The sequence below is a fragment of the Lentisalinibacter sediminis genome, assembly GCF_040706615.1.
In the GTDB taxonomy this organism is placed as follows: domain Bacteria; phylum Pseudomonadota; class Gammaproteobacteria; order Steroidobacterales; family Woeseiaceae; genus Lentisalinibacter; species Lentisalinibacter sediminis.
Genome location: NZ_JAPDRF010000003.1, coordinates 354,490 through 373,240, shown reverse-complemented (window position 1 = coordinate 373,240; position 18,751 = coordinate 354,490). Strand labels below are relative to the sequence as shown.

General features: G+C 68.3%; 21 protein-coding genes. All 21 read left to right on the top strand.

Features of this window, described 5'->3' with window-relative positions:
- The first annotated feature begins 6 nt into the window (after nucleotides 1–6).
- The 21 genes from fliF (at nucleotide 7) to ACJMKX_RS06505 (ending at nucleotide 18,741) form a co-directional block, all read left to right on the top strand.
- Nucleotides 7–1,641 carry a flagellar basal-body MS-ring/collar protein FliF gene (fliF, locus tag ACJMKX_RS06605; protein WP_405222756.1) on the top strand — a complete coding sequence of 545 codons (1,635 nt, stop codon included), beginning with the start codon at nucleotides 7–9 and terminating at the stop codon, nucleotides 1,639–1,641.
- A complete protein-coding gene (fliG, locus tag ACJMKX_RS06600) occupies nucleotides 1,634–2,638 on the top strand; it encodes a flagellar motor switch protein FliG (RefSeq protein ID WP_405222753.1) in 1,005 nt (334 codons plus the stop codon). The genes fliF and fliG overlap by 8 nt, the downstream gene beginning before the upstream one ends.
- A complete protein-coding gene (locus ACJMKX_RS06595; RefSeq protein WP_405222750.1) occupies nucleotides 2,631–3,215 on the top strand; it encodes a FliH/SctL family protein in 585 nt (194 codons plus the stop codon). The genes fliG and ACJMKX_RS06595 overlap by 8 nt, the downstream gene beginning before the upstream one ends.
- Nucleotides 3,212–4,636, top strand: a complete 1,425-nt coding sequence (gene fliI / locus ACJMKX_RS06590; protein WP_405222747.1) for a flagellar protein export ATPase FliI — start codon at nucleotides 3,212–3,214, stop codon at nucleotides 4,634–4,636. The genes ACJMKX_RS06595 and fliI overlap by 4 nt, the downstream gene beginning before the upstream one ends.
- A gap of 1 nt (nucleotide 4,637) precedes the next feature.
- A complete protein-coding gene (gene fliJ / locus ACJMKX_RS06585) occupies nucleotides 4,638–5,081 on the top strand; it encodes a flagellar export protein FliJ (protein ID WP_405222745.1) in 444 nt (147 codons plus the stop codon).
- A gap of 57 nt (nucleotides 5,082–5,138) precedes the next feature.
- Nucleotides 5,139–6,701: a flagellar hook-length control protein FliK gene (locus ACJMKX_RS06580; protein WP_405222742.1), complete on the top strand. Its 1,563-nt coding sequence runs from the start codon at nucleotides 5,139–5,141 to the stop codon at nucleotides 6,699–6,701.
- Between the two features lie 157 nt (nucleotides 6,702–6,858).
- Nucleotides 6,859–7,380, top strand: coding sequence for a flagellar basal body-associated FliL family protein (locus tag ACJMKX_RS06575; RefSeq protein ID WP_405222740.1), 522 nt, complete (start codon nucleotides 6,859–6,861; stop codon nucleotides 7,378–7,380).
- A gap of 4 nt (nucleotides 7,381–7,384) precedes the next feature.
- Complete coding sequence (locus ACJMKX_RS06570; protein ID WP_405222737.1) at nucleotides 7,385–8,365, top strand: flagellar motor switch protein FliM; 981 nt, start codon at nucleotides 7,385–7,387, stop codon at nucleotides 8,363–8,365.
- A gap of 17 nt (nucleotides 8,366–8,382) precedes the next feature.
- On the top strand, nucleotides 8,383–8,778 hold the full coding sequence (gene fliN, locus ACJMKX_RS06565; RefSeq protein WP_405222734.1) for a flagellar motor switch protein FliN: 396 nt from the start codon (nucleotides 8,383–8,385) through the stop codon (nucleotides 8,776–8,778).
- Nucleotides 8,779–8,798: 20 nt separating this feature from the next.
- The gene (fliO, locus tag ACJMKX_RS06560) at nucleotides 8,799–9,263 is read left to right on the top strand and encodes a flagellar biosynthetic protein FliO (protein ID WP_405222732.1); all 465 of its coding nucleotides are present in this window, start codon (nucleotides 8,799–8,801) and stop codon (nucleotides 9,261–9,263) included.
- A gap of 29 nt (nucleotides 9,264–9,292) precedes the next feature.
- The gene (gene fliP, locus ACJMKX_RS06555) at nucleotides 9,293–10,057 is read left to right on the top strand and encodes a flagellar type III secretion system pore protein FliP (RefSeq protein WP_405223790.1); all 765 of its coding nucleotides are present in this window, start codon (nucleotides 9,293–9,295) and stop codon (nucleotides 10,055–10,057) included.
- 10 nt (nucleotides 10,058–10,067) lie between these two features.
- Nucleotides 10,068–10,337, top strand: a complete 270-nt coding sequence (fliQ, locus tag ACJMKX_RS06550) for a flagellar biosynthesis protein FliQ (protein ID WP_405222729.1) — start codon at nucleotides 10,068–10,070, stop codon at nucleotides 10,335–10,337.
- Nucleotides 10,338–10,356: 19 nt separating this feature from the next.
- On the top strand, nucleotides 10,357–11,133 hold the full coding sequence (gene fliR / locus ACJMKX_RS06545) for a flagellar biosynthetic protein FliR (protein ID WP_405222726.1): 777 nt from the start codon (nucleotides 10,357–10,359) through the stop codon (nucleotides 11,131–11,133).
- Nucleotides 11,134–11,137: 4 nt separating this feature from the next.
- On the top strand, nucleotides 11,138–12,286 hold the full coding sequence (gene flhB, locus ACJMKX_RS06540; protein ID WP_405222723.1) for a flagellar biosynthesis protein FlhB: 1,149 nt from the start codon (nucleotides 11,138–11,140) through the stop codon (nucleotides 12,284–12,286).
- A 14-nt stretch (nucleotides 12,287–12,300) separates the two neighbouring features.
- On the top strand, nucleotides 12,301–14,367 hold the full coding sequence (gene flhA, locus ACJMKX_RS06535) for a flagellar biosynthesis protein FlhA (protein WP_405222720.1): 2,067 nt from the start codon (nucleotides 12,301–12,303) through the stop codon (nucleotides 14,365–14,367).
- Nucleotides 14,368–14,394: 27 nt separating this feature from the next.
- Nucleotides 14,395–15,687, top strand: a complete 1,293-nt coding sequence (flhF, locus tag ACJMKX_RS06530) for a flagellar biosynthesis protein FlhF (RefSeq protein WP_405222717.1) — start codon at nucleotides 14,395–14,397, stop codon at nucleotides 15,685–15,687.
- Nucleotides 15,674–16,558: a MinD/ParA family protein gene (locus tag ACJMKX_RS06525; protein WP_405222714.1), complete on the top strand. Its 885-nt coding sequence runs from the start codon at nucleotides 15,674–15,676 to the stop codon at nucleotides 16,556–16,558. Before flhF ends, ACJMKX_RS06525 begins: the two co-directional genes overlap by 14 nt.
- The gene (locus ACJMKX_RS06520) at nucleotides 16,555–17,277 is read left to right on the top strand and encodes an RNA polymerase sigma factor FliA (protein ID WP_405222711.1); all 723 of its coding nucleotides are present in this window, start codon (nucleotides 16,555–16,557) and stop codon (nucleotides 17,275–17,277) included. Before ACJMKX_RS06525 ends, ACJMKX_RS06520 begins: the two co-directional genes overlap by 4 nt.
- 2 nt (nucleotides 17,278–17,279) lie before the next feature.
- The gene (locus ACJMKX_RS06515) at nucleotides 17,280–17,468 is read left to right on the top strand and encodes a hypothetical protein (RefSeq protein ID WP_405222709.1); all 189 of its coding nucleotides are present in this window, start codon (nucleotides 17,280–17,282) and stop codon (nucleotides 17,466–17,468) included.
- Nucleotides 17,468–17,890: a DUF2802 domain-containing protein gene (locus ACJMKX_RS06510; RefSeq protein ID WP_405222707.1), complete on the top strand. Its 423-nt coding sequence runs from the start codon at nucleotides 17,468–17,470 to the stop codon at nucleotides 17,888–17,890. Before ACJMKX_RS06515 ends, ACJMKX_RS06510 begins: the two co-directional genes overlap by 1 nt.
- A 14-nt stretch (nucleotides 17,891–17,904) precedes the next feature.
- Nucleotides 17,905–18,741, top strand: a complete 837-nt coding sequence (locus ACJMKX_RS06505; protein ID WP_405222704.1) for an HDOD domain-containing protein — start codon at nucleotides 17,905–17,907, stop codon at nucleotides 18,739–18,741.
- Nucleotides 18,742–18,751: the final 10 nt, after the last annotated feature.

Below are 18,751 nucleotides of genomic sequence, written 5' to 3'. Positions count from 1 at the left end.
AGCCCTATGGAAAATAACCCTCCGATCGAGAATCGCTTCGCCTCGGCGTCACACCTGGACTTCGCGAGCGTGATGCGCATACCGGCCGTACGCCAGGTCCTGCTGCTGGTGGGCGTTGCCGGCAGCGTGGCCATCGGCATCGCCCTGTTCCTGTGGTCGCAGTCGCCGGCCTACACCCAGCTGTACGGCGATCTGGCCGAGCGGGACAGGAGCCAGGTGGTCGAGGCCCTGCGCACCGCCGGTATCGACTTCCGGCTGGATCCGGGTACGGGCGCGGTCATGGTGCCGGATTCGCGGGTACACGACGCGCGCCTGGAGCTGGCGGCGAACGGTCTGCCGGAAGGCACCGGCATGGGCCTGGAGATGATCAAGGAACCCCAGGGTTTCGGCGTCAGCCAGTTCATGGAGAACGCCCGCTATCAGCATGCGCTGGAGACCGAACTGGCGCGCACCATCCGCAACGTGCGTTCGGTGCAGGAGGCCCGCGTGCATCTCGCCGTACCGAAGCAGACCGCCTTCGTGCGTGACCGGGAAGGCGCCAGCGCCTCGGTGATGCTGAGCCTCTATGGCGGCCGCCAGCTGGAACCGGAGCAGGCGGATGCCATCGTGCACCTGGTGGCTTCCAGCGTACCCAATCTGATGGCGAAAGACGTCACACTCATCGACCAGCACGGCCGCATGCTGAGCTCGAACGGCGAGCGCAACGGCTATGCGCTCACCGCCTCCCAGTTCGAGCACACTCGCACGGTCGAGCAGAGCTATCGGGAGCGCATCGTCGATCTCCTCACGCCGCTGGTCGGCGCCGGCAACGTCCGTGCCCAGGTGGTCGCCGATATCGACTTCACCGTGAAGGAGGAGACGCGGGAGAACTACGACCCCGAGAGCACGGTGGTGCGCAGCGAGACCGTCAGCGAGCGCCAGCGCAGCGGCGGCTCCGACGCGGCCCAGGGCATCCCGGGGGCGCTCAGCAATCAGCCGCCCGAGGCCGGCGGCGTGGCGCCGCAGGAAGGCGAGGCCGCCAGCGCCGTGAATACCTCCCGAGAGGCCACACGCAACTTCGAGGTGGACAAGACGGTGAGCCGGGTGATCGCGCCCACGGGCGCCATCCGCCGCCTGTCCGTCGCCGTGCTGATCGACGACGTCGCCGCGGCCGGCGCCGCGGACGAGGGCGCCGGAGACGGCGAGGCCGGCGATGCCGGCAGTCTCGGCGAACAGGACATCGCCCGCATGACCGCCCTGGTGAAAGAAGCCGTCGGCTTCGACGAGGCGCGTGGCGACTCGGTGCAGCTGATCAACGCGCCGTTCCAGCCGGCCCCCGAAGTCGCGGCGCCGGACGGCCCGCCGATCTGGCAGCAGCCCCAGGTACTCGCGATCGGCCGCCAGGTGCTGGGCGCGCTGCTGGTGCTGGCACTCGGCTTCGGCGTCCTGCGCCCCATGCTGCGCGGGATCGTGCAGAGTCATCAGCAGTCGACGCCCCAGCTCGCCGCCGCGGGAGGCGCAGGCGCCCTCGGCGGCCCCGCGCAGCAGCACCATCCACAGCTGAGCTACGAGCAGAAGATCGCCGCAGCCAGGAATATCACCACCTACGATCCGGCCCGGGTGGCCCAGGTCGTAAAGAAATGGGTAGCCGAGGATGTCTGAGCAGCCGAATTATTCCGGCACCGAACGCGCGGCGGTGCTGCTGATGACCCTGGGCGAGGCGGAGGCCTCCCAGGTACTCAAGCACATGAGCGCCCGTGAGGTGCAGCGCCTGGGCGTGGCCATGGCACAGATGAAAGACGTCTCCAAGGACGCTGCCGACAACGTGCTCAGCCACTTCGTTTCCATCGTCGAGGAGGAGACCTCCCTCGGCGTGGGCACCGAGGCCTACATCCGCAAGGTGCTCGTGAATGCCTTCGGCGAGTCCAAGGCCGACGCGTTCATCGACCGCATCCTCATCGGCGAGGACGCGAGCGGGCTCGAGGCGCTGAAGTGGATGAGCTCCGAGTCCGTCGCGGAGATGATCTCCGACGAGCACCCCCAGATCATCGCCATCGTGCTCGCCTACCTCGATGCCGACCAGGCCGCCCACGTGGTCGAACTGCTGCCCGAGGAGATCCGCAGCGAAGTGGTGATGCGCGTGGCCAAGCTCGACGACGTCCAGCAGAGCGCGCTGGCCGAGATCGAGGCATTGATCGAGAAGAAGGCGAACATGGGCGAGCGCACGGCGACGGCGAAGATCGGTGGCGACAAGGTGGCGGCGGACATTCTGAACGCCCTGCAGCCCCAGGACGGCGATTCCATCCTGGGCTACATCAACGAGCAGAGCGAATCGCTGGGTCAGCGCATCTCGGAGAAGATGTTCATGTTCGAGAGCCTGCTCTCGGTGGACGACCGGGGCATACAGGCGCTGCTGCGCGAGGTGTCCAACGACCTGCTCGTGCTGGCGCTGAAGGGCACCGACCAGGCCATGCAGGACAAGATCTTCGGCAACATGTCGAAGCGCGCCGCCCAGCTACTGCGCGAGGACCTGGAGGTCAAGGGTCCGGTGCGCGTGAGCGAGGTCGAGACCGCACAGCGGGAGATCCTCACCGTCGCACGCCGCATGGCCGACGCCGGCGACCTCGACCTCGGCACCAGCGGAGAGGAGTATGTCTGAGTCCGCCACCGACAAGGCGGCCACGCGCTGGCAGCAGCCCGACATCGGCGACGAGGGACTGGTCACGGCGAGCCGGCTGGAGACCCTGCAGCGGGAGGCCTACGAGGAGGCCTGGCGCCAGGGTTACGAGGAAGGCCTGCAGGCCGGCGCCGACGACGTCGGCGAGCGTGCGGCCAGGCTGCAGTCGCTGCTCGGCGCGCTGTGCAAGCCGTTCGAGGAACTCGACGACGAGGTGGAGGAGCAGGTGCTGCGCCTTGTCACGCTGGCGGTGCGCCAGCTCCTCCGCCGGGAACTGCAGAGTGATCCCGGCCACGTCATCGGGGTGGTCCGGGACGCGCTGCGCATGCTGCCGGTGGCCAGCCGCAGCATCGAGGTGCAATTGCATCCCGAGGATGCGGCACTGGTACGCGAGGCGCTCACGGTCGCCGAGGAAGAACGTCCCTGGCGGCTCACCGAGGACCCGCTGGTGACCCGCGGCGGCTGCCTGGTGAAAGCCGAGAAATCCCGCATCGACGCAACGGTTGAGAGCCGTCTGAACCGCACGCTGGCGGGCCTGATCGAGGACGAGCGCACATGAGCGGGGGTGCCGCCACGGGCGTACCGTCCGCGAACCGCTCCGCCCGCTGGGTCGAGCGTCTGCGCCACTACCAGGGTCGCATCGAGAACGCGCCGCCGATGGTCGTGGAGGGGACGCTGCGGCGCACGGTGGGTCTGACGCTCGAGGCGGAAGGCTGCCAGGCCGCCGTGGGCGGCCGCTGTGACGTGGTCTCGCTGGGCGGCCATACCGTGGAGACGGAGGTGGTGGGTTTCGCGGGCGAGAGTCTCTACCTGATGCCGACCGGCCACATCCACGGCATCGCGCCGGACGCGAGGGTGATCCCCTCGCCGGGCGTGCGCGAGGTGGCGGCAGGCACGGAACTGCTGGGGCGGGTCCTCGACGGTCGCGGCCGCCCGCTGGACGGACTCCCGGCGCCGCGAGCGAGCGACCGCGTGCCGCTGACGGGCACGCGCATGAATCCGCTGGAGCGCCGGCGTATCACGGAGCCGCTCGACGTGGGCGTGCGCTCCATTAACGCACTGTTGACCGTGGGACGCGGTCAGCGCATGGGCCTGTTCGCTGGCAGCGGCGTCGGCAAGAGCATGCTGCTCGGCATGATGACCCGCTACACCAATGCCGACGTGGTGGTGGTCGGGATGATCGGCGAGCGGGGCCGCGAGGTGAAGGAATTCGTGGACTCCACACTGGGCGAGGAGGGCCTGGCCCGCTCGGTGGTGGTGGCGACGCCCGCGGACGACACGCCGCTCATGCGCCTGCACGGCGCCTGGCTCTGCACCGCCATCGCGGAGTATTTCCGCGACCAGGGGTTGCAGGTGCTGCTGCTCATGGACTCGCTGACCCGTTTCGCCCAGGCACAGCGGGAGATCGCGCTCGCCATCGGCGAGCCGCCTGCCACCAAGGGCTATCCGCCATCGGTCTTCGCCAAGCTGCCGCAACTGGTCGAGCGCGCCGGCAACGGCGCGAGCGGTGACGGCTCGATTACCGCGCTCTATACGGTACTGACCGAAGGCGACGACCATAACGACCCTATCGCGGATGCCGCACGCGCCATCCTGGACGGCCACATCGTGCTCTCGCGCCAGCTCGCGGAATCCGGCCTGTATCCCGCCATCGACGTCGAGGCGTCGGTGAGCCGGGCGATGCACCAGATTACATCGAAGGACCAGCTGGCCCAGGTGAGCCGTTTCCGCCAGATCTACGCCACCTACCAGCACAACCGCGACCTGATCGCGGTGGGCGCCTATCAGCGCGGCTCGGACCGGCGCGTGGACGAGGCCATCGGCGTCTGGCCGGCCATGCTCGAGTTCCTACGCCAGGACTTCGAGCAGCGCGAAGACATGGCGACCAGCCTCAGGATGCTGGACAACCTGCTGCCGGCGGAACCGACCGGCATGGAGCCGGTACCGGCCGACGGCGCCGCTGCCGGCGGAGGAGACTGACATGGCGAACAAACGCTCCACCCGCATGCAGCCCGTGCACGACGTGGCCAGTGCCGAGGAGCAGGAGCTCTCCCGCGAGCTGGGGAGGGCCGAAACGACGCTCCAGGAGCAGATCGGCCGGCTGCAGGAACTGAGGAAGCACCGCGAGGAATACGCAGCGAAGAGCCGGGAGAGCGAAGCCGTGGGTTCGAGCCGGTGGCGTGACTACCGGCTGTTCCTGGACCGGCTGAACCAGGCGATCGTCATGCAGGAGGGCATCATCGCCGACTGGCGCCGCCGGCGGGACCAGCTGCGCCGGCAATGGCAGGTGAAGCGCCAGCGGCTGGAGTCTCTGGATCGCATCATCGACCGCTACCGCCGCAACGAACTCCGGGAGGAGGAGCGTCGCGAGCAGCGGGCCGTGGATGCCGAGGCGCGGCCGCGGCAGGTATTCGGTGAAGACTAGGGGCTGGCACGCTTCTTGCTCCTGTCCGGGTGGATAACACAAGACGGGAGCGATCCGTTGATCGAAAACATGCTGAACATGCGGCCCGGTGAGGGCTTCGCGACGGGCTCCGGCCCCGTGAAACTGCGCGCGGCGGCCGCCGATCCGTCGGCCGGCACGCCCTTCCGGATCCCCGCGCTGGCACACCCGGCCGCTCCCGGCGCACCGGCAAACGGCTTCCGCCCGGACGGCAACGCCTTGCCGCCCGGCCAGGCTCCGGACGGGACACTGCGGAGCCCGGGGAATCTGATCCCGGCCGACGCCGGCGATCCCGCGGCGCTCTCGACCCGGCCGATGCTCGAGCAGACCGCGGCCCGACTCGCCGGCGAGTCCGGCGGCATCTCCGCTGACACTGTCGGAATTAGCCACATGTCCGGCGCGGGCATCGGCGGGGAGGCGGCCGCTCCGGCTGCCGAAGGAGACATCGAGTTCGAAAGCGTGCCGCTGCCGGCCGACCTGCTCCCCGACCTGGAACTGGAATTTCCGGCCGCGCCGCTGGAACTCCGACCCGTGGGGCTCGGCCTGGTAATGCCCACGCTGAACGGCTCTGCCGCGATCGTTGACGGGGCCCCGCCGGTCGCTGGCGGGATGACACCGGGCTCGCCCGGCGCGCTGCCTGGCCAATTGCATCCCGTACCTTCCACGTTTGCCGATCCTTTGAGTGCATTCTCCGCCGGCTCCCGGATGTCGGAATGGAGCGGCGCACTGCCGGCGGGCTCTGCCGGATCGGGCTCCCCGGGACTACAGGGAGTCCAGGGACTGCCGGGAATTTCCGGCGCAGTGGCGGCGGGCGATAGTGCGGCCCATGCCCGGGCCGCCGCCGAGACTCTATCCGCCGGGCTGACCGCGCTGAACGGGCAGTCGTCGGGCACGCCGGTGATGCCGGCAGCGACTCCTGCAATCGGAATGGCAGGTCAGGCGTCCGCGCCGGGACTGCAGGTGGTTCCTCCGGGAGTCGAGGCCATGGCCGGGCTTCGTCAGGCCATGGCGGATCTGGCCCGTGACGGCGGCGGCTCCTCCGGCGACCGGGGCCGTCCGGCACCCGAGGCGCTGACACGCACGGACGGCGCGGGCTTCCTTTCCACACTCGGACTGACGGCGGCATCCCAGGCCTCGGCGGCCGACCGTCCGACGTTCATGCTGCCGTCGCCGCCGGGGACGCCGGAGTTTGCGGACCAGGTGGCCGAGCGGGTGGTCTGGATGGCCGGCCAGAAGCTGGAGCGGGCACAGATCAGGCTCAATCCGGCCCATCTCGGCCCGATCTCCGTCGACGTCAGCGTGGGCGAGGACGGGGCGAATATCACGTTTACGGCCCAGCATGCCGTGACCCGGGAGGCTCTGGAGCAGGCGCTGCCGCGGCTGCGCGAGATGTTCAGCGGCTCGGGCCTGGCCCTGGCTGGTGCCGACGTCTCGGGCCAGGGCCCGGACACGCGCCGGGGCGGTGACGACGCAGGTGCCGCCGCCGGTGGCGAGACGGCGCCGGGCTCCGATGTGAGCGGCGCCGCGGATGCCGAGGTGGTGGCGGAGACGCCGGTGCGTTCCGGCCCGGCCAGCCGTGGGCTGATCGACACCTATGTCTGAGCGTCGCTGCTGGATCATTGACGCCGGCGCCAATTTCCCGGCGACGTAAATCCGACACGTCAGAAATAAAAGCTATTAAAAACAAAGATTTAATAGCGTAAAATCGGTTGGCATGCGCCTTGCATCCACTCCTGTGGTTTCTACAGGAGTGATGTCGATGGCAGAGGAGCAGAACGAGACCCCGGGCGGCGACGAGGCCGCACCCAAGGGCAAGGGGTCGAAGCTGTTGATTATCGGCGGCGCCGTCGCGTTGCTGGTGGTGGGGCTCGCCGTCGGCGGCTTCATGTCCGGCATGTTCTCGTCGGAGGAGGCCGCCGGAGCCGGAGAGGAGACCGCCGGGGCCGAGCAGGACGACGGGCCGGCCCTCTACGTCGGCCTGCATCCCCCGCTCACCGTCAACTTCGGCGGCGAAGTCGGCCAGCGCCATTTCATGCAGGTCAGCCTGGAGTTCATGGCTCGCGAGCAACGCATCATCGATGCGTTCAAGGAGCACGACGCCGTCATCCGCAACAACCTGCTGCTGCTGCTCGGCGGTTACGACTACGAAACGGCCACCACCCGTTCCGGCAAGGAGCGGATGCTGGACGACGTCCTGGCCGAGGTGCAGGGCATCCTCACGGAGCGCATCGGCGAGCCCGGCGTCCGCGAGGCCTACTTCACGACGCTCGTGGTGCAGTGAGCCGATGAGCGAGAAGGTACTCAGTCAGGACGAAATGGACGCCCTCATGGACGGGGTGTCGTCCGGCAAGGTCGAGGTCCAGACGGACACCGGCCCGCTGGATGCGGAGGTCTACGACTACGAGATCCCCGCCCGCAATCAGATCCGCCGCGGCAGCCTGCCCCGACTGGATCATCTCAATCGCCAGCTTGCCCGCCGCATGGAACGCACTCTCATGCGCCAGCTGCGGGTGGAGACCCGGGTGGTGACACGCACCATCGAGACGCTGCGCTTCGAGACCGTCTGCGACGGCTTCCCGACTCCGCCGCTGCTGATGCTGCTCGGCATGAAGCCGCTGACCGGCCCGGCGCTGATGTTCCTCGACCCGCCGCTGATCAATGCGCTGGTCGACCGCTACTTCGGCGGCGCCAACGGCAACGAGTGCCGGAGCGACCGCGAGGGCTACACGCCCGGCGAGGTGCGGATCAGCGAGATCGTCATGAGCCGGTTTCTCGAGAACATGAAGGAAGTGTGGCGGCCGGTGCTCGAACTCGAGCCCGAGATCGTCCAGACCGAATCGGATCTGCAGCAGCTGCAGGTCGCGGCGCCGAACGACCCGGTGGTGAAATGCGAGTTCGGCGTGGAGCCGGGCGAGTCCAGCGGCCGCATCCAGCTGATCCTGCCGCTCGAGACGATCCTGCCTGTCTTCGACAGCCTCGACGGCGCCGAGCGCTCCGGCGGCAACGACCAGGACGAGGTCTGGTCCGGCATGCTGAGGGAGCATGTCCTCGCCTCCGTCGTGGAGCTGACCACCGGCATCGGCGACAAGGAACTCTCGCTGGGCAACGTGGCTCGTCTCGCCCCCGGCGACATCATCCCGATCAACTCCCCGAAGACAGTGACGCTCAGCGTCGGCGACACACCCGTACTCCAGGGCGAGTTCGGCCTGTCGCGGGGGCGCAATGCAGTGCGGACCGGCGTCTGGGTCGCCGCTCGCAAGGACTGAGAGCAAGAGGAAGCACCATGAGTGATAACACCGAAAACACCGGCGCCGAGGCGGCGGAAGACCAGGCGGCACCGCCCGCGGCGGATACCGGCGAGCAGTACTCGCCAGACCGCTTCGAAAAAGGGGCGTCGAGCCTCCCGGCCGACAGCGCGGACATCAAGCTCGATCTGGTACTGGACGTGCCGGTCACCGTCTCGCTGCGGGTGGGCAACACGAAGATCAGCATCCGCGATCTGATGCGCCTGGTGGAAGGCTCGGTCATCGAACTCGATCGGCCCGCCGGCGAACCCATGGACGTGCTGGTGAACGGCACCCTCGTGGCTCATGGCGAGATCGTCGTGGTGAACGACAAGTTCGGCGTGCGCCTGACGGACGTCGTGAGCCCCAGCGAACGCATCCGCAAGCTGAATTGAGCACGCAGGGAGTCGAGCGCATGGAATTCCGTCGCACCACAGGTCAGCTCCGGACGATCGTCGCAGGCGCCGTGCTGTGGCTCGTCGCGGCCCCGGTGCTGGCGGCCGGCGACGGCAAGCCGACGCCGATGCCCTCGCCGCTGTCGGGTACGGAGCTGCTCAGCATGAGCATGAATCTGCTGCTGGTGATCGGTGCCATCCTGCTGTTCGGCTGGATCTACAGCCGCTCGCAGGGGCTGCGTGCCGCACGCAATGGCCACTTCCGCGTGCTGGCGGCCCAGCCGCTCGGCGCCAAGGAGAAGGTGGTGCTGCTGCAGGTGGGCGAGCAGCAGGTGGTCGTGGGCATCTCGCCGGGCGGCATGAATACGCTGCTGGTTCCCGAGCGGCCGGTCGTGCCGCTCACCCCCGCGCCGGGCGACGACGAGCGCAGCTTCACCGATCGTCTGCGCGCCGCCGTGGCGGGCACCACGAGGGAGCGGTCATGAGGCAAATGGCCACACGAGTGACGATACAGCTGGCCGCACTGGCTCTGGTGTGCGCCGCGCTGGTCGCGGTACCCGTCACCGGCTTCGCGAACGAGGCGACGGCGGCGGACGTCATCGCCGCCGCGGCGGACTCGGTGAACGATTCGACCACGGGCGCCGGAGAGAGCTACAGCCTCAGCATCCAGATCCTGGTGCTGATGACGCTGCTCACCCTGCTGCCCGCGGGGCTGCTGTCCATGAGCGCGTTCGTGCGGATGATCATCGTGCTCTCGATCCTGCGCCAGGCGCTGGGCACCGCGCAGACGCCCCCCAACCAGGTCCTGATCGGTATCGCCCTGTTCATGACCTTCTTCGTGATGACGCCGGTGCTCGATCGCATCTACGACGAGGCCGCGAAGCCGTACATCGACGGCGAGGTGAGCGCGGAGGTGGCGCTCAGCGCCGGCATGGAGCCGCTGCGCGAGTTCATGCTGCACCAGACCCGCGAGGACGACATCGCGCTGTTCGCCGGCATCTCCGGACGGACCGATTTTGCCTCGGCGGCGGAAGTCCCGACATCGGTGCTGGTGCCGAGTTTCATCGTCAGCGAGCTGAAGACCGCGTTCCAGATCGGTTTCCTGGTGTTCATACCGTTTCTGATCATCGACCTGGTGGTGTCCAGCGTGCTGATGTCGATGGGCATGATGATGCTCTCGCCCATGCTCATCTCGCTGCCCTTCAAAATCATGCTGTTCGTGCTGGTGGACGGCTGGGCCATGGTGCTCGGCACGCTGGCCTCGAGTTTCTACGTCTGAGGATGCGTCCATGACACCCGAGACAGTCACCACCATCGGACAGCAGGCCCTCTGGGTGACGATACTGCTCGCCTCGCCGCTGCTGCTCTCGGCGCTGGCCGTGGGCCTGCTGGTGGGCATGATCCAGGCCGCCACTCAGATCAACGAGATGACCCTGTCGTTCATCCCGAAACTGCTGATGCTGGTCGTCGCGCTTTCGGTCGCGGGCCCCTGGATGCTCAGCGTCATCATCGACTTTACGCGCCGCCTGATCACCGACATCCCCGGGATCATCGGTTGAGCCATGGACGGGAAGCAAGGTGAATACGCTCATACCGGTCGTCACGGACATGCTGCTGCCCTACCTGTGGCCGCTGATCCGCATCTCCGCGATGCTGATGGCGATGCCCTCGCTGGGCGGCGGGCTGGTGCCGAAGCGGGTGCGAATCCTGCTGGCGCTGGCGCTGTCGGCGGTGATCGCGCCGGTGGTGCCGCTGCCGCCCACCGAGCGTTTCCTGGAGCCGGCCATCGTGATCACGGTCTTCCACGAGATTCTGATCGGCGTCGCCATGGGTTTCTGCGTGCAGCTGATCTTCGATGCGGTGGTGCTGGGCGCCCAGAACATCGCCATGAGCATGGGCCTCGGCTTCGCGGTGCTGGTGGACCAGCAGCGCGGCGTGAACGTGCCGGTGCTGTCCCAGTTCTTCCTGATGCTGACCACGCTGGTGTTCCTGGCGCTGGATGGGCATCTGGTGATGATCCAGGTGCTCGCGGACAGCTTCCACAGTCTGCCCGTGGGCAGCGGCGGGCTCACGCGGGACGGGCTCGGCGGCCTGCTCGAATGGACGGCGTACCTGTTCGTGGGTGCGCTGACAGTGGCGCTACCGGGCATCACGGCTCTGCTGGTGGTGAACCTCGCGTTCGGTGTGATGAGCCGGGCCGCGCCCACGCTGAACCTCTTCGCCGTAGGCTTTCCCGTGTCGATGCTGCTCGGCTTCTTCGTGCTGCTGCTGTCCATGGACAGCCTGACCTCGGGCTTCACGCGGCTGCTGGCGCAGTCGCTGGAGATGACGCGGGCACTGGTGGGAGCGAACTGAAGCCATGAGCGGACAGCAGGAACAGTTCCAGGAGAAAACGGAACAAGCGACACCGAAGCGCCGCGAGGATGCGCGCAAGAAAGGTGATGTCGCCCGTTCCAAGGAACTCACCACCACGGGCGTGATGCTGTGTGGCTCCGCGGCGCTGGCGGTGCTGGCCGCGCCAATCGGCGGCGGCATCGTCGACGGCTTCACGGGCGCGCTGGTCACCGAGCGCGCGAAGATCATGGACGCGGGCTACGGGCCACAGGCGCTGGCCGAGGCCGGCGTGGCGGCCGTCGCTGCGCTGGCGCCGTTCTTCATCGTGGTGGTCGCAGCCGCGCTGCTGAGCTCGGTGGCGCTGGGCGGCTGGGCCTTCAGCGTTGAGGCCATCGCGTTCAAGGGCGAGCGGCTGAGCGTCATCAAGGGCGTGAAGCGCATCTTCAGCATGAAGAGCCTGAATGAACTGCTGAAGGCGGTGGCCAAGTTCGCGGTGGTTGCGACGGCGGCGGTCATCTGGCTCTGGCTGAGCGCCGACCGGCTGCTCGGCCTGGGCACCCAGACGCCGGCTGCCGCGCTCGGCGGTGCTGCCGAACTGCTGGTGCAGTCGCTGATCATCCTGAGCGCGTCGCTGCTGGTGATCGCAGCGGTCGACGTGCCGTTCCAGCTCTGGGATCACGCCAAGAAGCTGCGCATGACCCGCCAGGAAGTGCGCGACGAGCAGAAGGATACCGAGGGCCGGCCGGAGGTGCGCCAGCGCATCCGCCAGCTGCAGCAGGAGGTGGCGACGCGCCGCATGATGGAGGCGGTGCCGGAGGCGGCCGTCATCATCACCAACCCCACCCATTACGCGGTGGCGCTGGCCTGGGATTCCGGGCGCATGTCGGCGCCCCGGGTGGTCGCCAAGGGCCGGGACCTGATCGCGGCGCGCATCCGCGCACTCGGCGAGCAGCACGACGTGCCGCTGTTCTCGGCGCCGCCGCTGGCCCGCGCGCTGTATGCGAGCACCCGCATCGGCCAGGAGATCCCCGCGGCGCTGTATACCGCCGTGGCCCAGGTGCTGGCCTACATCTTCCAGCTCAGGGATTTCGACGGCCCGGCCGCCGAGGCGCCCGAGGCGCCGGAGCCGGACGTGGACGAGAGTCTTTTTACCGGGCCCGTACGGCGCTCGTAACAGGAGAGTAGAACGTGGCAAGTGTCGCTGCAGTGAACGGATTCGCCCGCTTCAGCCGCGGGCTCGGGGTACCCCTCCTCATGCTGACGATGCTCGGCATGATGATCGTGCCCATGCATCCGTTCGCGCTGGATACGCTTTTCACCTTCAATATTGCGCTGTCGCTCGCGATCCTGCTGACGGTGGTCTACGTGCAGCGTCCGCTGGAATTCGCCGTGTTCCCGACGGTGCTCCTGATCGTGACGCTGCTCAGGCTCGCGCTGAACATCGCCTCCACCCGGGTGGTGCTGCTCGAGGGGCATACCGGCACGGGCGCCGCGGGACGGGTCATCGAGGCGTTCGGCAACTTCGTCATCGGCGGCGACTACGCCGTCGGTCTGGTCGTGTTCTCGATCCTGGTGATCATCAACTTCGTGGTCGTCACCAAGGGCGCCGGGCGCGTCTCGGAGGTGACTGCGCGCTTCACCCTGGACTCCATGCCGGGCAAGCAGATGGCCATCGATGCCGACCTGAACGCCGGCCTGATCGACCAGAACGAGGCCCGCCAGCGTCGCCAGGAGGTCCGCGAGGAGGCCGACTTCTACGGCGCCATGGACGGCTCGAGCAAGTTCGTGCGCGGTGACGCCATCGCCGGCATCCTGATTCTGTTCATCAACATCATCGGCGGCCTGGTGATCGGCACGGTGCGCCACGACATGAGCCTGTCCGCGGCCATGCAGAACTACACCCTGCTCACCATCGGCGACGGCCTGGTGGCGCAGATCCCCTCGCTGCTGCTCTCCACCGCCGTGGCCGTGATCATCACCCGCGTCTCCAAGCCCCAGGACATGGCCCGGCAGATGCTGTCACAGATCTTCGGTGATCCCCGCGTGCTGGGCGTGACGGCGGGGGTGATGCTCACGCTGGGCCTCATCCCCGGCATGCCGAACTTCGCATTCCTGACGCTGGCGGCCGGCGCCGGCTACGGTGCCTGGCGTTCCGCCCGGCGTCCGTCGGAGGCCGCCGAGCCCGCCGGGGAATCGGCAGAGCCCGAGCAGCCGGCGCAGCCGAAGGAGCTCAGCTGGGACGACGTCTCCCCCGTGGACACGGTCGGCCTGGAAGTGGGCTACCGCCTGATCCCGCTGGTGGACCGGAACCGGGGCGGCCCGCTCGTCTCCCGCATCAAGGGCGTGCGCAAGAAACTCACGGAGGAACTCGGCTTTCTGATCCCGGCCGTGCACATCCGCGACAACCTGGATCTGGCGCCCGTGGGTTACCGCATCTCGCTCATGGGCGTGCCCCTGGGCGAGGGCGAGGTCCACATGGACAAGGAACTGGCAATCAACCCCGGCCAGGTCTTCGGCGAGCTGCAGGGCATCGCTACGAAGGACCCGGCCTTCGGCATGCAGGCCGTGTGGATCGACCCGTCCCAGAACGAGGAGGCGCAGATGCTCGGTTACACGGTGGTGGATGCGAGCACCGTGGTCGCCACTCACATCAGTCAGCTGCTCTCGACCCACGCCGCCGAGCTGCTCGGCCACGAGGAAGCCCAGCAGCTGCTGGACAAACTGGGCGAGACCGCGCCGAAGCTGGTGGAAGAACTGACGCCGAAGACGCTGCCCATGGCCACCGTGGTCAAGGTGCTGCAGATGCTCCTCGCCGAGAACATCCCGGTGCGCAACATCCGCCGCATCGCCGAGACCCTGACGGAGCAGGGTCCCAAGAGTCAGGAGCCGGAGCAGCTGGTGGCGGCGGTGCGCGTCGCGCTGGGCCGCTCCATCGTTCAGGGCGTCGCCGGCATGCGCGAGGAGCTGCCGGTGCTCACGCTGGAGCCGGAGCTGGAGCAGCTGCTCACCGAGTCCACCCGCAACGGTGCCACCGCCGGCCTGGAGCCCGGCCTCGTGGAGCGCATCCACCGGATGCTGTCCGAGAACGCGGAACGCCAGGAGGCGGCCGGGGAGCCGGCGGTGCTGCTGGTGGCGCCGGGTATCCGGCCGTGGCTCGCGAAGCTCATGCGCGGCATACGCAACCTGCATGTACTCGCCTACAACGAAATACCCGAAGACAAACAGATAAGGATGGTCGGCGCCGTCGGCAACTGACCGGCCGCCTGAGCTGAGGAACCCACTATGAAGATCAAGCGATTCGTAGCACCGGACATGCGCCAGGCCCTGCGCCGGGTGCGGGAGGAGCAGGGACCCGATGCGGTGATTCTCTCGAACAGCCGCGTGGCCGAGGGCGTGGAGATCATCGCTGCACTGGACTACGACGAGGCGCTGATACGCGAGGCGCTCGGCAGCCTCCGTGCTGAAACCGGTAGCGCCGGCGCGGTGGCTGCGACGGAGGTGGAGGACACCGTGGCGGAGGCGCCCGAGGCGCCCGCCCCGGAGCCCGAGGCGCCCGCCGGACCGCGCCTGCACCGCGCCCTGGCCGACCTGGCCGAGCGTCCGGCCGCTGCGAGCCCGGCCGCCGCCGAGGCGAACCCCGGCCTCGACGCGGTCCACTCGGACATCCGCGGCTTGCGCGAGCTGCTGGAGTCCCAGCTCTCCAGCCTGGCCTGGAACGACTACTCGCGTCGACGGCCCGGACGCGCCCAGGTGCTGAGGAATCTCAGCCGCATCGGTGTGGCGCCGGACGTGGCCGCACCCATTGCCGAGCAGCTGGAGGACGGTGATGCGAGCGAACATGCCTGGCAGCTGCCGCTGCGGATCCTGGCGGAGACGCTGCCGATGACGGAGGACCGGCTGCTCGAGCGCGGCGGCATCGCCGCTTTCGTCGGCCCGACCGGAGTCGGCAAGACCACCACCATCGCCAAGCTCGCGGCGCGCTACGCCATGCGCCACGGCGCCGAGGGCATCGCACTGGTCACCACGGACTGCTACCGCATCGGAGCCGAGGAGCAGCTGGCGACCTACGCGCGCATCCTGGGTGCCCGGATGTACGTGGCCGAAGACGGCGAGGCGCTGGCCGCGCTGCTGCAGCGCCTGGGCTCCATGGACCTGGTGCTGATCGATACCACCGGTATGAATCAGCGCGACGTCCGTCTGGGCGATCAGCTCGCGGCACTGAAGATCGAGGGCACGCCGATCGAGGTATTCCTGACTCTTTCCGCCACGGCCCAGGAAGCCTCCCTGGACGAGGCGGTGCGGCGCTTCGGCCAGCTGCCGCTCGCCGGCTGCGCGCTGACCAAGATCGACGAGGCCGCCCAGCTCGGCTGCGCGCTCGGTGTCCTCATCCGCCACCGCCTGCCGCTGGTCTACATCGCCGACGGCCAGTCGGTGCCGCAGGACTTCTACCTTGCCGATGCCAAGCGGCTGTGGATCGCCACCCAGGCCGTCGAGTGCATGCGCCGCAGCGAAGCGGACGTCTCGGAGGAGGCCATGGCTCAGCGATTCGGAGGCGGTGCCGATGCGCTCTCTTGAACATACCCAGGCGCGGGACATGGAACGGGCGCTCGCCGGCGCGCCGGTGAAGGTGATCGCCGTCACCAGCGGCAAGGGCGGCGTCGGCAAGACCAACGTATCGGCCAACCTGGCCGTCGCGCTGGCCTCCTTCCAGCGCAATGTCATGCTGCTGGACGCGGATCTCGGCCTCGCGAACGTGGACGTTCTGTTCGGCCTGCAGCCCCGCTATAACCTGCAGCACGTGATCTCGGGCGAGACGGATCTGGAGAGCACGATCGTGCGCGGGCCGCGCGGTCTGTCGATCGTGCCTGCCGCCTCCGGCGACAAGGCCATGACCGACCTGGCGCCTGCGGCCCAGGGCGAGATCATTCGTGCGTTCGGCGATCTCGCCTGTCCGCCCGAGGTGTTGGTGATAGACACGGCGGCCGGGCTGTCCGACAACGTGCTCCGCTTCACCCAGGCCGCCCAGCACGCGGTGGTGGTCGTCTGCGACGAACCGGCTTCCATCACCGACGCCTACGCCATGATCAAGGTGCTGAGCCGCGACTACGGCGTGGGCCGTTTCCAGGTACTGACGAACATGACCCGCTCCGATGCACACGGGCGACTGCTGTTCCAGAAGATCGAGCGGGTGGCGGACCGCTATCTGGACGTGGTGCTGCAGCACCTCGGAAACGTCCCGGCGGATGACACGCTGCGCCGTGCCGTGCAGCAGCAGGTGGCCGTCGTGGAGGCCTATCCGGCCAGCCGCGCGGCGCTCGCCTTCCGCCGCATCGCGGACGCCGTGGATCGATGGCCCGCAGCGGCGCAGGCACCGGGCGGGCTCGCGTTTTTCTTCGAGTCCCTGTTGGGACGGGACCTGACGGCGGCGGGGAGTCTCACGGGATGACCTACAGCCAGCTCGCAGACGATCGACGCGTCGTGACCGACGAATTCGTGGAACAGCACCTGGTGCTGGTCAAGCGGATCGCGCATCACCTCGTGGCCCGTTTGCCGGCCTCGGTGGAGCTGGACGATCTCATGCAGGCCGGGCTCATGGGCCTGATCGAGGCGGCCGGCAATTTCGATGCATCCCGGGGCGCCAGTTTCGATACCTACGCCGGTATCCGCATCCGCGGCGCGATGCTGGACGAGGTGCGCAAGTCCGACTGGACGCCGCGTTCCGTGCATCAGCGCCATCGCCAGATCGTCGAGGCCATCCAGCGGGTGGAGGCGGCCACCGGTGGGGCGGCCGAGGACGCCGACGTGGCCCGCGAACTCGGCATCTCGCTGGATGAGTATCACGAAGTGCTGCGCGATGCGGCAAGCTGCCGGCTGTTCAGTCTGGAGCAGCCCTTCACGACGCTGCAGGAACCGCTGGAGGTCCCGGCGGAGGGCCAGCCCGGTCCCGAGGAACGCGCCCAGGCCACCGAGATGCGCGGCCGGCTGGCCGAGGCCATACGCGGTCTGCCCGAGCGCGAGCAGCTGGTGCTGTCGCTGTACTACCACCAGGAGCTGAACCTGAGGGAAATCGGCACCGTGCTCGACGTCACCGAGTCGCGGGTCAGTCAAATCCACAGCCAGGCGCTGCTGCGGCTGCGTGCACGGCTGCAGGACGAGGGGGCGTAGTCATGGCCATAGGCAGCGGCGGCGGCAGGATTCGCGACGTGTATCCGATTGCGCCCTCCCGACCGCTGAAGCCGGTGAATCCGGATACGCCGAAGCGGCCGCGCAGGGACGACGCCGCCGAATCTGAGCGCGAGGAAAAAAGTGAGAATTCGGACAAGGATAACGGTTCAATTATCGATGAGTATGCGTGATGGACTTCATTAGCGAAATCAATGTGATCTACGTGCTGGCATTCTCCAATGCCCTGATCCTGTTCGCCGTGGCGGCGATCCTGCGGGGCGAGCCCCGCCGTGAGCCGCTCCCGCTGGAACCGGAGGCAGCGGGCGACGATGCCCTGGGCAGGGCGGTGCTGGAGCGTCTCGAGGAGATCGGCCGGCGCCTGGAGCAATTGGAGAGTGTGTCCGCGGATGCCGCGCAGGCGCCTGCGCCGGCAACGGCGGGTGGCACCGGCGGCCAGCGCTACGGCGAGGCCCTGCGGCTGGTCGGAGGCGGAGCGGTGCCGGACGATCTGGTGAGCCGCTGCGGACTGAGCCGCGGGGAGGCCGACCTGTTCGTGCGACTGCATGGTAACCGACACCGGGGCGAGGCTGCGGCCGTTCGCCGGGTGTCCTGACCGGAGTAAGAAAGATGTCGAGTGCCGAATACTTCCGCTTCGTCCAGATGCTGGCGGACGAGCTGACCCGCAAGGAGATCAAGCTGCCGTCGTTCCCCGACGTGGTGCTCAAGATCCGAGAAGCGCTGGAGGACGGTGACTGCACCGCCGAGCGCGTCGCCGACGTGGTGAGCCTGGAGCCCGTGCTGATGTCGCGCATCCTGGCGATGGCCAACTCCGCCTTCTACAACCCGGCGGGGGTGAAGATCACAAACCTGCGCGCCGCCATCAGCCGGCTCGGGTTCAACATGGTGCGCAACACGGCGATCGCCATGGCCGTGGAGCAGCTGTTCCAGGCGGAGCAGCAGGCGGCCATCCGCAGTCAGTTGAAGACGCTGTGGAAGGTCAGCCTGCGCAAGGCGGCCATGGCCGAGGTGCTGGCGGACCAGCACGCCGAGCTGGACGCCGACGGCGCGTTTCTGGCCGGCCTGCTGAACGAGATCGGCAAGCTCTACATCCTCACCAAGGCGAAGGAGTTCCCGACCCTGCTGGCAGACGAGGACTCGCGCCGCCAGATACTCGAGGAGTGGAACCCGCAGGTGGGCAAGTCGATCCTGGAGAACTGGGAGTTCCCCGAGGACATCGTCGACACGGTGGCGGGCGACCAGACCCAGCGGCGCAGCAGCAAGCCGACGCTGCACGACGTGATCGTGGCGGCGTGCTACCTGTCGCTGCGGGAGGCCGAGGCCGAGGTGGATGAGGAGTTCCAGCCGGTCGTGCACAAGCTCGGCGTCGACGGGCCCCGTTATCCGCCCGTCTATCAGCGCTTCGAGGACAAGCTCGAATCCCTGACCGCCGCGCTGGCCGGCTGACCGGCCGCGC

Bases quoted from the DNA above. Each gene is read 5' to 3' on its own strand.
- ACJMKX_RS06595 (WP_405222750.1), top strand. From the start codon at position 2,631: ATGTCTGAGTCCGCCACCGACAAGGCGGCCACGCGCTGGCAGCAGCCC.
- ACJMKX_RS06520 (WP_405222711.1), top strand. From the start codon at position 16,555: ATGACCTACAGCCAGCTCGCAGACGATCGACGCGTCGTGACCGACGAA.
- ACJMKX_RS06575 (WP_405222740.1), top strand. From the start codon at position 6,859: ATGGCAGAGGAGCAGAACGAGACCCCGGGCGGCGACGAGGCCGCACCC.
- fliG (WP_405222753.1), top strand. From the start codon at position 1,634: ATGTCTGAGCAGCCGAATTATTCCGGCACCGAACGCGCGGCGGTGCTG.
- ACJMKX_RS06515 (WP_405222709.1), top strand. From the start codon at position 17,280: ATGGCCATAGGCAGCGGCGGCGGCAGGATTCGCGACGTGTATCCGATT.
- fliO (WP_405222732.1), top strand. From the start codon at position 8,799: ATGGAATTCCGTCGCACCACAGGTCAGCTCCGGACGATCGTCGCAGGC.
- flhB (WP_405222723.1), top strand. From the start codon at position 11,138: ATGAGCGGACAGCAGGAACAGTTCCAGGAGAAAACGGAACAAGCGACA.
- ACJMKX_RS06510 (WP_405222707.1), top strand. From the start codon at position 17,468: ATGGACTTCATTAGCGAAATCAATGTGATCTACGTGCTGGCATTCTCC.
- flhF (WP_405222717.1), top strand. From the start codon at position 14,395: ATGAAGATCAAGCGATTCGTAGCACCGGACATGCGCCAGGCCCTGCGC.
- fliI (WP_405222747.1), top strand. From the start codon at position 3,212: ATGAGCGGGGGTGCCGCCACGGGCGTACCGTCCGCGAACCGCTCCGCC.
- fliQ (WP_405222729.1), top strand. From the start codon at position 10,068: ATGACACCCGAGACAGTCACCACCATCGGACAGCAGGCCCTCTGGGTG.
- fliJ (WP_405222745.1), top strand. From the start codon at position 4,638: ATGGCGAACAAACGCTCCACCCGCATGCAGCCCGTGCACGACGTGGCC.
- ACJMKX_RS06525 (WP_405222714.1), top strand. From the start codon at position 15,674: ATGCGCTCTCTTGAACATACCCAGGCGCGGGACATGGAACGGGCGCTC.
- fliF (WP_405222756.1), top strand. From the start codon at position 7: ATGGAAAATAACCCTCCGATCGAGAATCGCTTCGCCTCGGCGTCACAC.
- ACJMKX_RS06505 (WP_405222704.1), top strand. From the start codon at position 17,905: ATGTCGAGTGCCGAATACTTCCGCTTCGTCCAGATGCTGGCGGACGAG.
- ACJMKX_RS06570 (WP_405222737.1), top strand. From the start codon at position 7,385: ATGAGCGAGAAGGTACTCAGTCAGGACGAAATGGACGCCCTCATGGAC.
- fliN (WP_405222734.1), top strand. From the start codon at position 8,383: ATGAGTGATAACACCGAAAACACCGGCGCCGAGGCGGCGGAAGACCAG.